Origin of the sequence: Microbispora catharanthi (genome assembly GCF_006334915.2) — a bacterium.
GTDB lineage: Bacteria > Actinomycetota > Actinomycetes > Streptosporangiales > Streptosporangiaceae > Microbispora > Microbispora catharanthi.
This window is the reverse complement of the sequence record NZ_VDMA02000021.1, coordinates 89203-103454: the sequence shown is the minus strand read 5'-3', so window position 1 is coordinate 103454 and position 14252 is coordinate 89203. Positions and strand designations below refer to the sequence as shown.

14 protein-coding genes are annotated in these 14252 nt (G+C 72.2%); 4 read left to right on the top strand and 10 right to left on the bottom strand.

Annotation, left to right across the window (positions count from 1 at the left end; genetic code table 11):
• Window positions 1-18 precede the first annotated feature (18 nt).
• Window positions 19-603, bottom strand: a complete 585-nt coding sequence (locus FH610_RS32360; protein WP_139579023.1) for a TetR/AcrR family transcriptional regulator — start codon at window positions 601-603, stop codon at window positions 19-21.
• 111 nt (window positions 604-714) lie between these two features.
• Between FH610_RS32360 and FH610_RS32355 the strand changes: the two genes are divergently transcribed.
• A complete protein-coding gene (locus FH610_RS32355; protein WP_139579022.1) occupies window positions 715-1116 on the top strand; it encodes a nuclear transport factor 2 family protein in 402 nt (133 codons plus the stop codon).
• Between the two features lie 6 nt (window positions 1117-1122).
• Here the strand turns inward: FH610_RS32355 and FH610_RS32350 are convergent, their stop codons facing one another.
• The 4 genes from FH610_RS32350 to FH610_RS32335 all read right to left on the bottom strand — a co-directional run bounded on the left by FH610_RS32350 (window position 1123) and on the right by FH610_RS32335 (window position 3698).
• On the bottom strand, window positions 1123-2100 hold the full coding sequence (locus tag FH610_RS32350) for an NAD(P)-dependent alcohol dehydrogenase (protein WP_139579021.1): 978 nt from the start codon (window positions 2098-2100) through the stop codon (window positions 1123-1125).
• Window positions 2097-2333 carry a helix-turn-helix transcriptional regulator gene (locus FH610_RS32345; RefSeq protein WP_139579020.1) on the bottom strand — a complete coding sequence of 79 codons (237 nt, stop codon included), beginning with the start codon at window positions 2331-2333 and terminating at the stop codon, window positions 2097-2099. The genes FH610_RS32350 and FH610_RS32345 overlap by 4 nt, the downstream gene beginning before the upstream one ends.
• Window positions 2327-2755 carry a hypothetical protein gene (locus FH610_RS32340; RefSeq protein WP_139579019.1) on the bottom strand — a complete coding sequence of 143 codons (429 nt, stop codon included), beginning with the start codon at window positions 2753-2755 and terminating at the stop codon, window positions 2327-2329. Before FH610_RS32340 ends, FH610_RS32345 begins: the two co-directional genes overlap by 7 nt.
• A gap of 91 nt (window positions 2756-2846) precedes the next feature.
• The gene (locus tag FH610_RS32335) at window positions 2847-3698 is read right to left on the bottom strand and encodes a helix-turn-helix transcriptional regulator (RefSeq protein WP_139579018.1); all 852 of its coding nucleotides are present in this window, start codon (window positions 3696-3698) and stop codon (window positions 2847-2849) included.
• Between the two features lie 161 nt (window positions 3699-3859).
• Between FH610_RS32335 and FH610_RS32330 the strand changes: the two genes are divergently transcribed.
• Window positions 3860-4744, top strand: a complete 885-nt coding sequence (locus FH610_RS32330; RefSeq protein ID WP_139579017.1) for an NAD-dependent epimerase/dehydratase family protein — start codon at window positions 3860-3862, stop codon at window positions 4742-4744.
• On the opposite strand, the gene FH610_RS32325 is transcribed toward FH610_RS32330, so the two are convergent.
• The 4 genes from FH610_RS32325 to FH610_RS32315 form a co-directional block, all read right to left on the bottom strand.
• On the bottom strand, window positions 4729-5946 hold the full coding sequence (locus FH610_RS32325; protein ID WP_139579016.1) for a hypothetical protein: 1218 nt from the start codon (window positions 5944-5946) through the stop codon (window positions 4729-4731). The genes FH610_RS32330 and FH610_RS32325 overlap by 16 nt on opposite strands.
• A gap of 21 nt (window positions 5947-5967) precedes the next feature.
• Entirely contained in the window at window positions 5968-6639 is a 672-nt protein-coding gene (locus tag FH610_RS32320; RefSeq protein ID WP_139579015.1) for a DUF6879 family protein, read from the bottom strand.
• A 106-nt stretch (window positions 6640-6745) separates the two neighbouring features.
• Window positions 6746-6889, bottom strand: coding sequence for a hypothetical protein (locus FH610_RS43025; RefSeq protein WP_161628133.1), 144 nt, complete (start codon window positions 6887-6889; stop codon window positions 6746-6748).
• Window positions 6890-6987: 98 nt separating this feature from the next.
• Entirely contained in the window at window positions 6988-8115 is a 1128-nt protein-coding gene (locus FH610_RS32315) for a HesA/MoeB/ThiF family protein (RefSeq protein ID WP_205826222.1), read from the bottom strand.
• Between the two features lie 167 nt (window positions 8116-8282).
• Between FH610_RS32315 and FH610_RS32310 the strand changes: the two genes are divergently transcribed.
• Window positions 8283-9257 carry a lytic transglycosylase domain-containing protein gene (locus FH610_RS32310; protein ID WP_139579014.1) on the top strand — a complete coding sequence of 325 codons (975 nt, stop codon included), beginning with the start codon at window positions 8283-8285 and terminating at the stop codon, window positions 9255-9257.
• A gap of 114 nt (window positions 9258-9371) precedes the next feature.
• Complete coding sequence (locus tag FH610_RS32305; protein ID WP_139579013.1) at window positions 9372-11813, top strand: DUF6185 family protein; 2442 nt, start codon at window positions 9372-9374, stop codon at window positions 11811-11813.
• Window positions 11814-11829: 16 nt separating this feature from the next.
• On the opposite strand, the gene FH610_RS32300 is transcribed toward FH610_RS32305, so the two are convergent.
• Window positions 11830-14001: a glycoside hydrolase family 6 protein gene (locus tag FH610_RS32300; RefSeq protein WP_139579012.1), complete on the bottom strand. Its 2172-nt coding sequence runs from the start codon at window positions 13999-14001 to the stop codon at window positions 11830-11832.
• Window positions 14002-14252: the final 251 nt, after the last annotated feature.

The window sequence follows — 14252 nt, the reverse complement described above, 5'->3', positions numbered from 1 at the left end:
CTGAGCCGCGATCGAACCTCAGCCGCCGGTTGCCAGGCCGTCGCGCAGGAGCGCGGTGAGCCGCCGGGCGTGGGCCACGTCGGTTCCGGTGAGTGCCGCGCCGCCGGCGAGGGCCAGCAGGTCGGTCACGGTGAGTCCGGGTCGTGCGGCACCGGCGTCCTGCGCGCGTTCCAGCAGGTCCGACGCGGTGGCGCGGATCGACCTGTGCCACTGGTCGAACAACGCGCTACGACGGCCGGTGGGACCTTCCGTGGCCGTGAGGGCGAGTGGCCGCTTCGTCGCGACGTGCACGACGAACGCGTCCAGCCAGGAGAAGAGCGCGTCGGCCGGGGACGGGTCGGCCAGCAGGTCGGCGCCCTGGCGGCACAACTCCGCCACCTCGTCCGCGTACACGGCGACGAGCAGGTCGGCCCGGGTGGGGAAGTGTCGATACAGGGTCGCGTTGCCGACGCCGGCTCGCCGCGCCACCTCGTCCAGCGTGACCTCGGGTCCCGACTCGGTGACGAGCTCGCGTGCGGCGGCGAGCAGCAGCGCCGCGTTGCGTGACGCGTCCGCCCTGCGCGTACGGCCGCGCGGTGCGGGCTCGGGACTGCTCGGCGTCATCCACACTCCCTTCTCTTCTTGCTCTCCGGTCCCTTGCTATGTGGGGAGTTCCCCGTTTACGGTAACAGCTCGAACCGGGGAACTCCCCACTTAGAGGAACGGCGGAGGACGATGACCCTGACTGCCGATGACCACACGGCCATCGCGGACCTGATCAACCTGCACGGCCACCTCACGGACGGCGGCGACTTCGACGGCCTGCGCGAGGTGTTCGAGTCCGGCGTGGTCTACGACGTCAGCGATCTCGGCGGCGGGGTGATCGTGGGGCTTGCGGCGCTGCGCGACGCCGCGCTCGCCCTGGGCGAGGCGAACCCCGTCGCCCATCACGTCACCAACATCGTCGTCACCGAGGCGGCGGACGGCCGGGCGCGAGCGCTGTCGAAGGGCATCGGGGTCAACACTGACGGGACCACAGGCAGTGTGACCTACGAGGACACGCTGGTGCGCGGCGACCACGGCTGGCGGATCAGCCACCGGACGGTCCGCGCCCGCCGGATCCCCCTGACTCCCTGAGGGTGGTCACACGGTGACGACGACCTTGCCGGCGGGGTGTCCGTCGATGAGGCGGCGGATCGCGTCGGGCGCTTCGCTCAGAGGATAGGCGCGGTCGATCACGGGGGCGAGGGCGCCCGACTCGACGAGCCGCGTGAGTTCCTCCAGGTGCTCGGCCCGCTCCCGGCTCATCACCGGGCGCAGCCGCTGACCGACGAACATCGACAGCAGCGGCGCCCGGAACGTGCGTCCCATGCCCCCGGTGAAGCGGTATGCCGTGTGCCCGCCGCCGACGATCACCAGCGTCCCGCGCGGGGTCAGGGCGCGCCGCAGCAGGGACAGCGGCCGGTTTCCCGCGGTCTCGACGACGACGTCGTAGCGTGCGCCGTCGCGGTCGATCTCCTCGCGGGCGTAGTCGATGACGTCGTCGGCGCCGAGCGACCGCACGAGCCCGGCCTTCGCCGCCGAGCACACGCCGGTGACGCTCGCGCCGTACGCCTTGGCGATCTGCACGGCGAACGACCCCACGCCCCCCGTCGCGCCGATGACCAGCACCCGCTGTCCCGGCCGGACGCGGGCGACGTCGCGGACGGCCTGCAGCGCCGTCATACCCGAGACGGGCACCGCGGCGGCCTGCTCGAACGTGAGGCCCGCCGGCTTCGGTGCGAGCCTGCTCTGCCGTGCGCTCGCGTACTCGGCGTACGAGCCGCTCTCGCAGGTGCCGTACACCTCCTGACCCGGCTGGAACCGGGTGACGCGGGCGCCGACGGCCGCCACCACCCCGGCCACGTCACGGCCCCGGACCGCGACCTTGGGCCGCCGCATGCCGAAGCCCGCGAGGCGCATGAGATACGGACGGCCGGTCATGAGGACCCACACGCCGGGGTCCACGGCGGCGGCGCGGACCTCGACGAGCACCTCCTCGTCGCCGATCGCGGGGCGGTCGACGTCGCGGAGGCGGAGCACGTCGGCCGGGCCGTACGCGTCCTGGACGATGGCTTTCATGGCGTTCCTTCCGGGAGGTCGGGGGGGTACTGGAACACGTCGTCGAGCGGAACGCCGAACACCTGGGCGATCCGGAATGCCATCTCCAGAGACGGCGAGTATCGCCCCTGTTCGATGGCGATCAGGGTCTGCCTGGTCACGCCGATGCGCTCGGCGAGTTCGGCCTGGGTCATCTCGTCGTGGGCGAACCGCAACGCGCGGATGCGGTTCGTCACGCGTGTGGGCTTCACCACTCCGGAAGGCTCCTGCGATAGACGATGATCTTGGTGATTCCGCTGAGGACCGCCGACAGCACGAAGCACAGGTAGACGACGTTCGCGATCCAGAACCGATCCCATCCGGCCATGGCCATGAGCATCGCCGCGAGCGCGCCGATGACGACGAACGCCTGACCGGTGTGGTCGCCGAGCCGCCCGATCTCCCTGTCGCGGACGTCGACGACCCGCGAGGCCCGAGGGTTGACGATCGACATCCCGATCTCGGCCACGATCGACGCGGCGATGGCCCCGCCGACCGTCCACAGCAGGGCGGCGGTGTACGGCACGTCGGGTAACGGGCCTCCATCCGCCCGTCTGAGTACGGCCACGACGTACGCGGCGTAGGCGAGCACGGCGACGACCAGCCTGATCCAGGCGCGCTTTTCGATGTGAGTCATGATCGGCTCCTTGTGATGTACAAAATCTTTGACATCACCAAGGTAGCGAATCTTTGACCTCGTGTACAGAATCTTTTACATCAGGCGCCCGTCAGGCGTCGGCGGACACCTGCTCGGCGCCGATGACCTTGAGGAACTGCAGGGACTCGTAGGCCGGCGACCCGGGCTCGGCGGTGAAGATGACCACCTGCTGCTCCTGGTCGGGCACGGTCAGCACGTCGAAGTCCAGCTCGATCGGCCCGACGCGCGGGTGCCGCACGGTCTGGCGCAGGTGCCGCTCGATGTGGAACCGCTGGGAGTTCCAGAGGCGGGCGAACTCCTCGCTCCCGGCCAGCAGCTCCTCGATCAGGCTGCTCAGCTCACGGCTGTCGGGATAACGGGTGACGGCGACGCGCAGGTAGCCGACCGCCGTGACGACGAACCGCTCCGGGCTGCCCATGCCGTAGTGCCGCCGCTCGGGGTCGGGGTGCAGGAAGTAACGCCTGATGACGTTGCGCTCCTGGCCCGCCAGAGCGGAGAAGTCCTCGAACAGGGCCGCCGCCAGCGGGTTCCAGGCCAGCACACCGCAGGTGTCGTCCACGACGATGGCGGCGGCGTCGGTCAGCCGGTTGAGCAGGTTCAGCGTGCTCGGCCGCACCTCGCGTACGGGTTCGGCGGACCGGCTCTCCTCCCGCTCCCCGGCCAGGTGGAACAGGTGGGCCCGTTCCTGGTCCGACAGGCGCAGGGCGCGGGCGATCCCGTCGAGCACGCGCCGTGACGGGTGCCGGCCCCGCGCCTGCTCCAGCCGCGTGTAGTGGTCCACCGAGACGTACGCGAGCTGGGCGACCTCCTCGCGCCGCAGCCCGGGGGTGCGGCGGCGGCGTCCCTCCGGCAGGCCGACGTCGGCGGGACTGACCTGCTCACGCTTGCCGCGCAGGAACTTCGCCAGGCCAAGCTTGTCCATGCCTGTGACCGTACGCCGGAAATCGGCTGCACAGACCGCATAGCCATGGACTCCTGGTCCCTGGCTGTTCGGCACGGCCCCGGGCGACGGTGGGGGTGGCACCGACCGGCGGCGAACACGGACGCGCCCCGGTCATCCGACCTCACGGAAGGCACACGATCATGCGGATCTTCATCACCGGTGCGAGCGGCTATGTCGGCGGAGTGGTGGCCGAGCACCTCGTCGGGGCCGGCCACGAGGTGGTCGCCCTGGCCCGATCGGACCAGGCGCGCGAGCGGGTGGAAGGGCTGGGCGCCAAGGCGGTGCCCGGAAGCCTGCGGGACCTCGACGTCCTGCGCGGCGCCGCCGCGGCGGCCGAGGCCGTGGTCCACACCGCCGTGGACTACGCCGATCCGGACATGGGCGAGATCGAGCGCGACACCCTCGCGGCGCTGCTGGACGGCCTGCACGACGGTGGCGCGTTCGTCTACACCAGCACGGGACTGGTCTACCCGGACCGGCAGGGCGCCACGGTGGACGAGGACCACCCCGTCACCCCGGAGACGTCGCCGCAGCCCTACAAGGTCCTCGGCGAGCGGCAGGTCCTGGCGGCCGGCCACGTGGCGGGCACGGTGATCCGGGCGGCGCTGGTCTACGGACGCGGCGGGTCGGGCCTGCTCCAGGGGCTCATCGGCGCCGGCCGGCAGAACGGGATGGTGCCCTACATCGGCGACGGCGCCAACGAGTGGTCGTCGGTGCACGTCGACGACCTCGCGGCGTTGTACGTCGCCGCGCTGGAGCACCGCGAGCCCGGGGCCGTCGTCAACGCCGCCTCGGCCGAGCGGACCCCGATCCGGCGGATCGCCGAGGCGGTCGCCGGCCTGACCGGCGCCCAGGCCGTGTCGCTGACGCTGGAGCAGGCGGTCGCCGCGATGGGGCCGGCCGTCGACGCGCTGACCCGTTCGTCGCCGATGGACGCCTCGCGGGCGCGCCGGCTGTTCGGGTGGGCTCCGGAGCGGCCCGGACTGATCGAGGAGCTGACCACCGGCTCCTATGCGCAGTCCTGATCGGCGGCTCGTTCCGTTCTCGGGCGCGGTCTGAGGCACAGGGCGCGCCGTACGCGCGGGCCGTGCCTGCGCCACCACGCCCGCGCCCAGAGCACCTGGAACGCGGCCGCGGACAGCAGCACCGCCACGGCGTCCAGTTCGGCGAGCGGGCCGGCGGGGGCGACCAGCGCGCCTACCGCCCTGCACAGCAGCGTCAGCGTCGCGGGCGCCGTCACCGCGAACGCCACCCCAAGGCAGGCCGCGGTGCCCGCGACCAGCAGCACCGCGTACGCCCTGAGGGCGCGGCGCTCCCGCTGCGGCAGCCCGGCGAGCGGGTCGCGGGAGGGACGGCGCAGCAGCCGCAGCGCCAGGTGGCGGGCGTAGGCGGCGGCGTCGCCGTACATGTTGCGGCACCCGCTCAGGTCCTGCAGCAGGAAGTAGACGTCGGTGCGCATGAACACGAGGAACTGCGTGGCCAGCATGCCGAGCGAGGTCAGCGCGACCAGCGACAGCGCGGGATGGCGCCCCAGGACGGCGGTCAGGAGGAGCGCGGCCGAACAGGCCGCCGCGTCCGTCGCCATCCCGGCGAGGTAGACCGTCAGTCGGACGCGCCGCGCGGCCAGCCACACGCCGGACACCTCGGTCTGGACGGCCAGGAACTGCAGCCGGGTGCCGAGCCGGATCCTGCCCGGCACCCCGGCGGCCCTGGCGGTCGACAGGTGGGCCATCTCGTGCAGGAAGACCAGCATCCAGCCGACGGCGATCTGCGACGCGAGCACGAGCGTGCCGCGCTCGCTCCACAGCAGGTCGCGCCAGCCCGGCAGCGTCTCCCACCGCGTGACCGCCGTCGCGATCCCGGCGGCGATCAGGCCGGCGACCAGCAGGTGGACCAGCGGGTGCAGCGTCCACCGTACGTGCCGGGGGCGCAGCCGCGGAAAGGTCGGCGGCGCGGCGGGGGCGGCCGTCCCGCCGGGCTCGTCCAGGAAACCCAGCTCGCCCAGGGCGCGGACGAAGCCGCGGACGTCGAGATCGGCGCCGGTCTCGGCACGCAGCCGCCGTTCCGTCTCCTCGACCGTGGCGCCCGCCGACAGCAGCCTGATGGCCCGCATCCCCTCATACGGCACGGCGACGAACGCGTCCCCGTCCGGGCGGCCGACGATCCACTGGGAGCCGTCCTGCCGGAACGCGAGGTCGCGCAGCCGGACCACGCTCGCCTCTCCCAACGTGGGCCTCCAGACGCGGAGTCAGGGGCGGAAGGTCCCGGTGTGGTGCGAGTAGCCGGGCAGGAGGTCGCGCGTCCGCTCGGAGATCACGGGCGGCGGCAGCGGGGCGACCTCCCTCTCGACGTACGCCCGCACGTCCTCTCCCCGGCCGTGGAGTTCCTTGATCGCGGCCAGGCAGCGACCGACGAGGGCGGGATCGGTGATCCGCCGGGCGCCCACGTGTGCGCCGATCTCGTCGTACCGCACCTCGTAGAGCAGCGCGGGGCCGAGCACGACGATCTCGGGCAGCGGCGCGGGGTGCTCCAGCTCCCGCACGGCGTCCGCGTGCAGCACCCGGGGCTGCTCGCCCGCCGCCGCCCGTACGGCCAGGACGTGCAGCTCCCACTGGAGATAGGGGGTGAGCGGCGTCTCCACGATGCGGACCCGGCGGGCCGTGGGCCGGGTCCGGTAGTAGCCGACCAGGAACTCCCGCAGTTCCTCCAGCAGGGCGAGCGACCCGTCCCAGTCGCCGGCCATCATCGCCCGCCAGCTCGCCACGTCGGGTTCGAAGAACTCCTGGGCGCGCTCGAGCTTCCACGCCCCTTCGGGGGCCCGCTCGAACTCCTCGGTGAACTCGGCCTGGTAGGCGTCGGCGGACAGGACCCGCGCCTCGGCCTCTCGTACGTCGTCGAAGACGGTGCCGGCGTTCGCCACCCTTCCCTCCCTGGGTTCCGGCTCCTGGCTCTGGCCGGCCGCGGCGTGCGGGCGGCGGCCCTGCGTCACCCCTGGGGCACCCCCGCGCGCCGCGACCGGCGCTTCGTCAGTTGCCGACGCTGTTGCTGCTGGTCGTGGTCTCGATCTTGTCGAGCAGCCGGATGGTGATCTTCGTCTTCACTGGCACGACGGCCTCGTCGGCGGGCTCGGTCTCGTGCTCGTTCGTGTTCATCCGGTTCCTCGTGTTCATCCGATTCCTTTGGAGGGGAGGGGACATGGATGTTCTCGCGAGAACCTGTTCTAGGTTCGTCCGTTGACCGGAGACAGTCAAGGTTTTCTTTTGTTCATTCAGCCGGCGTCGATTTCGGTCATTCGTCGCATTGAATTGTGCTCCGATCCGCCGGCCCGGGTCCCGCATACCGGACAGCCGGGGCGAGGCGGATGCCGGACCCACACGTGGTGGTCCCCGGCGATCAGGTTGACCCCCTGGATGGTGCCGACCGGCGGCACGGGCACCCCGGTCAGCAGCCCAAGCAGCGCGTGGGCGACGAGCTGGCCGGACACGCCCGCCGAGGTGGCGATCACGCCGGGCCCGCCGAGGTGCACGGGCGTGCCGGGGCGGCGCCGCGCCTCCTCGCCGCTGCTCAGGCACTCGTAGCAGGCGCCCGCTCCTGGCGCGAAGCACCCCACGGTGACGAGCGGCCCGTTGTATCCGCCACCCGCCCAGGGGATGTTCGCGGCGGCGCAGGCGCGGTTGGCCCACACCCGGATGCCGTGCCCGGTGGGCCGGTCCGCGCAGAGGGCGAGCGCGTCGTAGCCCGCGATCAGGTCGTCCAGTTCGCCCCTGCTGCCGATGTGGCGGCGTTCGCCCGTGACGGAGATGTCGGAGTTGACGGTCCGCAGCCGGGCGACTGCCGCCTCCGCCTTCGGGCGCCCGACGTCGTCCTCGCCGTAGAGCACCTGGCGGTTGAGGTTGGACAGCTCGACCAGGTCGGGATCCACGCAGTGGATCGCGCCGACGCCGACGGCGGCGAGCGCCCAGGCCGCGTGGCAGCCCGTGCCGCCCAGGCCGAGCACCACGACCCGCGCGGACTTCAGCCGGAGCTGGGTCTCCCAGCCGTGGCCGCGCGGCACGACGTCGACCGTGCGGAAGAACGCGTGATTCCTGCTGTAGCGGTCGAGCTCGCGCTCGCTCAGCCCGGCGGGCGGCACCGCCGCGGCGTCCTCCACGTATCGGGTGGCGGCCAGTTGCTCGACGATCGACGGGGGGTCCGGCAGCTCCGGATGGGCCAGACGCAGCCGCTCGGCGATCTCGTCGAGAGAGCGGGTGCCGTCCATCAGTGTGAGGGCCGTCCACGCCCAGCCGTACGGGTCCGCGATTTCGGCGGCGATCCCGTAAATCTCGCCGCCGATGCGAATGGTGCCGTCCTCGTATCGGTGAGGCCGGTGCTCGAATTTCACGCGGGGCAGTCGCACGTGACGACGATTACTGGGCGATAACTGTGCGAGTCAACACTGAATTCCGCAGAAGGGAAAAAGCGGTCGGCCGTAAAACGTTCCCGCCTCCTCTGCCGGCTCTCGCGGGGTGCCGCTCCGCCACGAAGAGGGCATGGAACGTCACCGCTGGGCATACGTTGGTGCTGATGAACGATCAGCCTGCCGTGATCTCACCGCCGATGGCGCGCCGCACGATGCTGGCCGCCGCGCTCGCCGCCGTGGTCGTCCCGCTCTCGGGATGCGGAGGCTCGGCGGGCGAGGCCGCCTCGGTCGCTCCCCGCGAGAGCGTGACCCCGCCCGCGTCGGGACGGCCCTCCGCGAGTCCCGAGGGGCTTACGCCGGAGCCGCCCGCACAGGACCTGCCCGCGCCGGACGAGGCGATCCCCAAGGACCCCAAGCGGCTGGCCGACGCCCTCACCCGTACGGCGGGGCGACTGCGTGACGCGATCGACGACTGGAGGCGTACGGGCGACCCCGCGAAGGGGGAGGCTCCCGAGCCGGTGGTCCTGCTGTCCCTGTACGAGCAGCGCGTCTACCGCCATCTCGCCCGCAATCCCACGGTCGCGTCCCGCACCTACGGAAAACTGCCGAAGGACATGGCCGCGCGGGCGCGGGACAACGTGACGGCCATCCGCGACCTGCTCTCCCTCGCCCATCCCGTCAGCGGTCCTATCAAGATCAAGGTCGAGTCGCCGGAACCCGCCGACGCCCTGCTGGCCGACTTCCGGCGCGCCGAGCGCCGCTTCGGTGTCGAGTGGGAGGTGCTCGCGGCGGTGATGCTCGTGGAGACCAAGTTCGGGCGGGTGCGCTCGCCGAGCTATGTGGGCGCCAGGGGGCCGATGCAGTTCATGCCGGGCACCTGGAAGGCGTACGGCATGGGCGGCGACATCGACGACACCGGTGACGCCCTGCTCGCCGCGGCCAACTACCTCCACGCGTCGGGCGCGCCCGGCGACTACCGGCGCGCGCTGTACGCCTACAACCACTCCCAGGCGTACGTCGACGCGGTCCTGCTGCACGCGCGCCAGATGAAGCGGGACATCAGGAACTACTACGCCTACTACACCTGGCAGGTCTACGTGATCACGACGAAGGGCGAGCGCCGCCTGACCGGCCCCTGACGGCAGGGTGGCATCCGAATCCGTAACCAATGCCGCTTTCCATGCGACTCATCCTTCGGGGGATCGATCGCGTAAGGGAGGTCGGTTGTGCGGCGGCTGACGACGGATGCCGGAATGAAGCCCATCGCGCTGCTCGGTGCAGTCGCGCTCCTCATCGCGGCGGTGCTCGGCCTGCCGGCACTGAATCCGCATCCGGCGCTCGCCGACGACCTGGTCTGCGGGTTCGGGCCTCCCCGCTCCTCCTGGGTGGAGACGTCCGTGACCGTCGCGGAACGCGGCCACGACACCCCCGTCATGACGAGCACGACGCGGGTCGGGGTGCCCCGCGACTGGCCGGGGGCCGCCGCCCTGCTCGGCGACGGGAGCGCCGCCGACTGCCTGCTCCCGGGCAGCGGCACGGACGGCGGCACGGACGGCGGCACGCCGAGCGTCACGATGTCGGCCGACGGCGCAGAAGTGGTGGTCCAGAGCACGCAGGAGACCCGTCTTGACCTCTACGGCGTCCAGGGGGTCGGGGAATCCGCCGGGCTGTGGTCGAGTCGCGAGTCCGGCGGAACCCGGGTGGTCACGCTGCTGCCCGGGCTCGGGGCCATGCCGTCCAGATTGACCGGGGCACGCTGGCGGACCGTGGTCGTCAAGACGCCGGAGTCCCGGGCGCGCACGGTGACGCCCCTGCCGTCGGAGGTGCTCCCCGGCGGCACCTACGTCTGGCGGGACGGCGCCGCCCCGCCGCGTGTCGAGGTCGCTCTGCCGCTGTCCCCGCGCGCGGCGTTCCAGCGCTGGAGCGAACTGCGGGGGCAGGACGTGCTCATGGTCGCGACCTGTCTGGGCTTCACGCTGCCCTACCTGCTGCTGGCCGGGCTGCTCGTGCTGCTCCATCGGCGTTCGGCCGACCGGGACGAGCGCGTCCTCATCCGGATCACCCTCGGCGCCCTGGGAATGATCGCGGCGTCGGAGGCGATGCTGGTCGTGGGCGGGCTCACCGGCACGTTGTTCCTGGCCGCCCTGATCGGTGTGCTGGACACGCTGGCGATCCTCGTGGTGGGGGCGCCGCTCTGCCTGGCGCTGTGGGGGCTGTGGCGCACCGGCCTCCGGCGGGGAGTCCCCCTGCTCGCCGGCGCGGTGCTCGCCGTCGCCGGGAGCCTGGCGATCCTGGCCGCACGAGCCCTTCACGCCGCGCCTTGGGATCCCCTGTGGGTGGCGTCGGCGGTGGCCACCGCACTGCTGCTCACCGGGGCGGCGTGGGCGATCGCGATCCGGGCCGCCCGTGTTCGGGGCAGGACGCCGCGCGCCGTGCGCGTCCTGCTGTGCTGGAGCGTCCCCGGCCTCGCACTGCTGACCCTCGCCTACGTGGCCCACGCGGCCGTCGTCGGCCTGCGGACCACGGGCAGCCTGCCGGACGAGGCGACATCGCCCTATTTCCTGCTGCGCGGCCTCGCCTATCTGATGTGGCCGCTGGTGGTGCTCCTGCTTCTGCTGCTGCTTCGCCTGCACGGGCGGCGTACGGACTCCGTCGGGCCGTCCACCGTATGGCTCCTGGTGTTCCTGTTCGTCGTGGGCACGATCAGGTGGCTCAACACGTACGCGGGGATGCCCTTTCCGCTCGCCGGGCTCGTGGGGCTGGCCGCGCTGCCCCTGCTGCTGCGGCTGACACGACGGGCCGAGGTCGCCGACCCGGGCGTGTCACGCCGACGGCTCGCGGTGATCGTGGACGAGTACCGGGACCTGGAGGCGAGGGAGAAGGGGCTGCGGCGGCGCTGGGCGGCGGGGGAGGTCGACGACGAGGAACACACCAAGGAGATCGGGCCGGTCGTCGACCGCATCCGCCGGCTCCGCGTGGAGATCGGCCTCGATCCCGACAGGGAGGACGGGCTCAGCCCGCTCGACGTGGCGCTGTCGCGCGGCCCCGGCGCGTCGTGGTGGGCGAACGCGCGGCTCGCCGCCCGGTACGCGTCCTTCGTGGGCGCGCCCGCCGCCGTGTTCCTGATCTGGGCCACGTGGAGCACCGACAGCCGGGGACACGACGGCTGGCTCGACCGGCTCGGCGATCCCAACGGGTTCTACGGCCTGGCCGGCGACCTGATCGGGGGGCTGCTGATCTGGCCGGTGGCGGGCTTCGCGCTGGGCGCGCTGTGGCGTCGCCTGCCCGGCAGGCGCGGCTATCTCAAGGGCGTCGTGCCGGTCCTCGCGTACGCCGCGGCGACGGGGGCCCACGCCGTGGTGAACAACGTCATCGGCCAGGCCCCCGTACGCGGCTCGCTCGTGCGGGTGCTGCTGCTGTTCCTGGTGCTGACCGTCGTCGCCGTCCTCATGGACGCGCGGACCCTCCAGACCCGCCCGGGCGGCCTCGCGTCGCGGCTCACCCCCGTGGCCGTCGTCTACCGGCTCGGTACGGCGGGCAGCGGGATCGCGCTCATCGTCGCGCAGGCGGCGGCCGTCCTCGGCCTGTGGAGTCAGCTCAGGAACGGCATCGACATCACCTCACAGGTGGACACCTCGGCCCAGGCGCCGATCAGCGCGGACGCGCAGGTGCTCCTGGGACGCGTGGACAGGTAGGAGACGCACCGCGGGCTCAGAGAGCGGGGTAGGCGTTGTTCACCAGCATCACGAACTGCTGGTGGTGCCAGTCGCCCGCGAGCGGCGCGTCGGGGAGGGCGCCGGTCGGCCGGAAACCGTTCGACCCGGGCGTGAGGGAGCCCTTGGGGTCGCACCTGTAGTCGATCAGCCGGTCGGAGCCCTCGGGCAGGAGCGGTCCGCCGACGCCGTCCGACTCGCCGGGCCGCTTGATCCACAGGTAGGCGTCGACGCCGGGAACGGGCGCGGCCACCGGCCGGGCCCCCAGCCCCGCGCCGTTCTGGTTGCACTCCGCGGCGCGTGACGGACGCCGGTCGACGCGGCTCTGGTCCACGAAGGTGTTGACGTCGAGGGAGGTGCTCGCCGCGGTGGGCCGGGCCGGTCCGCCCCAGCCGTTGCGGGAGGTGTCGACGACCACGCCGAGCGAGCCGGGGAAGCCCTTGGCGATCAGGGCGCTCCGCATCGCGACGGCGTAGTCCCGTTCGTTCAGGTAGGGGTTCCAGTCGATGAACCTGCTCTGCTTGATCGGCTGGCCGGCCACGGTCTGGTCGGGGCCGGTCAGGAAGGGCTCCTCGAGGGGGACGTAGTCCGCGACGTTCGTGGCGACGCCGTCGAGGCTGTTCAGGCCCGCCGTCGTGCCGCGCACGGTCTCGGTGATGAGGGTCACGAGCGCGGTGAAGTTCGTCTCCCAGCCGGCCCATCCCGCGGTGCCCGCGTCCAGGTAGGTGTAGACGTTGGGCAGGGGCGACAGCTTGTCGAGGGCGTAGCGGATGCCCATCATGTACACGCCCGACCCCGCCGCCTGGTCACACGGATAGATGTCCAGGGCGCCTCCCACGATGAGGTCGATCAGGGCCCGCGGCTCGATGACGGCCGCGACGCGCAGGTTCCGATACTCGGGCCTGGCCAGGAGGGCGGCGACGGGGTCCACGAACTCCGCCTTGTAGCGGTTGAGGCCGTTCTCCTGCTCGTGGAGCTCGGCGTCGGAGACGCGCGACCGGCAGTCCCGGTCGGGCAGGTCGTGGAGGACGAGCGTGATGTAGCCGGCTCCCTGCCCGACGGCGGCGTCGAGGTGGTCCTTCAGCGTACGGGCGACCCCGGAGCCGCCGCTGACGTCCGCGATCCGGTCCAGCCAGACCGCGGTGGGCGTCCTCTCCAGGCCGCGCATCTTCTGCGCGGTCTCGTCGTCCACCTTCGCGGCGGAGGACTCCACGTCGGCCGCCCAATCGGGGTCGACGTACCCCTTGGCGCCGATGAACGGGTTGTCCACCGGCACGTCCCCGCCCGGGCTCGGCGTGACGCTCGGGCTGGGGCTCGGTGACGGACCCGCGATGTCGTTGTCCTGCTCGGTGGCGGTCCACAGCACGGCGCTGGGCGCGGTGGCCTGGCTGCTGCGCGTGTCGAAGGTGGCGCTGCCGTTCACCGCGTCGTCGTCCTCGGCGGCGGCCACGGTGAGGGGCTGCGGGACGTTCCAGTCGTCCGGGGTGAAGGTCGGGCTGGTGACGATCGTCAGGTCCTTGTCGCCGGACACGTTGCCGGTGCCGATGTGCACCGTGCCCTCGGGCCTGCGGTTGAGCCACACCTGGACGCTCGCCGTGCCTCCCTCGGGCACGGTGACCGTCTTCGGCTCGATGACGATCCGCAGCGGACCGGGCGACGGGCTCGCGCTGGGACTGGCGGACGGGCTCGTGCTGGGACTGGCGGACGGGCTCGGCGACGTGCCCGGCACGATGACCTGGCAGGGCACGCCGTTGAAGGCGAAGTCCGTGGGCGGCGGGTTGCTGCCGGTCCAGGTGCCGTTGAATCCGAGCTGCAAGGACCCGCCGGACGCCACCGTGCCGTTCCAGGCCTCGTTCTGGGCGGTGACGTGGTCGGCGAGCTGGGTCCACCGGGCCGACCAGCCCTGCGTGAGCTTCTGCGAGCCGGGGAACGTGAACGTCAGTTTCCAGCCGGTCAGCGTTTCGCCGGTGTTCCTGACGGTGATCCCGGCCGTGAAGCCGCCCGAATTCGTTCCCCACTGGGTGCTCGCGTAGGTCACCTGACAGGTGACGGCGGCGTCGGCGGACGCCGCGCCCAGGACCGGTCCCGCCACGGCCAGTGCTGCGATGGGGACGACCGCCGCGGCGGCCGTCAGGATCCTGCGGACAAACCGATGGTGGCCGAAGGACATGGGCGATCGTCTCCAGGGTGAGGTGACCTGCTCTGGCGTGCCGGCGCCCGTTCCGGTTCGCGCGTGAGGGCCGACGCTCCCCAGACTCGGCAATCGCCCGGTTCATGTACACGATTCGCCGAAGTGGAAATATCCCTTTCCGTGCCAAATTCGCCGGGATCGTGCGGCACCTCGGGAAACGCCGCACGAGATCTGCCGCTCGGCGCCGAATTCCGTGAAATATTCAGCGCGCCGCAGGGCCCGGTCGGGCT

Coding starts and splice junctions, on each gene's coding strand:
- FH610_RS32360 (WP_139579023.1), bottom strand. CDS start 603: ATGACGCCGAGCAGTCCCGAGCCCGCACCGCGCGGCCGTACGCGCAGG.
- FH610_RS32355 (WP_139579022.1), top strand. CDS start 715: ATGACCCTGACTGCCGATGACCACACGGCCATCGCGGACCTGATCAAC.
- FH610_RS32350 (WP_139579021.1), bottom strand. CDS start 2,100: ATGAAAGCCATCGTCCAGGACGCGTACGGCCCGGCCGACGTGCTCCGC.
- FH610_RS32340 (WP_139579019.1), bottom strand. CDS start 2,755: ATGACTCACATCGAAAAGCGCGCCTGGATCAGGCTGGTCGTCGCCGTG.
- FH610_RS32335 (WP_139579018.1), bottom strand. CDS start 3,698: ATGGACAAGCTTGGCCTGGCGAAGTTCCTGCGCGGCAAGCGTGAGCAG.
- FH610_RS32330 (WP_139579017.1), top strand. CDS start 3,860: ATGCGGATCTTCATCACCGGTGCGAGCGGCTATGTCGGCGGAGTGGTG.
- FH610_RS43025 (WP_161628133.1), bottom strand. CDS start 6,889: ATGAACACGAGGAACCGGATGAACACGAACGAGCACGAGACCGAGCCC.
- FH610_RS32310 (WP_139579014.1), top strand. CDS start 8,283: ATGAACGATCAGCCTGCCGTGATCTCACCGCCGATGGCGCGCCGCACG.
- FH610_RS32305 (WP_139579013.1), top strand. CDS start 9,372: ATGAAGCCCATCGCGCTGCTCGGTGCAGTCGCGCTCCTCATCGCGGCG.
- FH610_RS32300 (WP_139579012.1), bottom strand. CDS start 14,001: ATGTCCTTCGGCCACCATCGGTTTGTCCGCAGGATCCTGACGGCCGCC.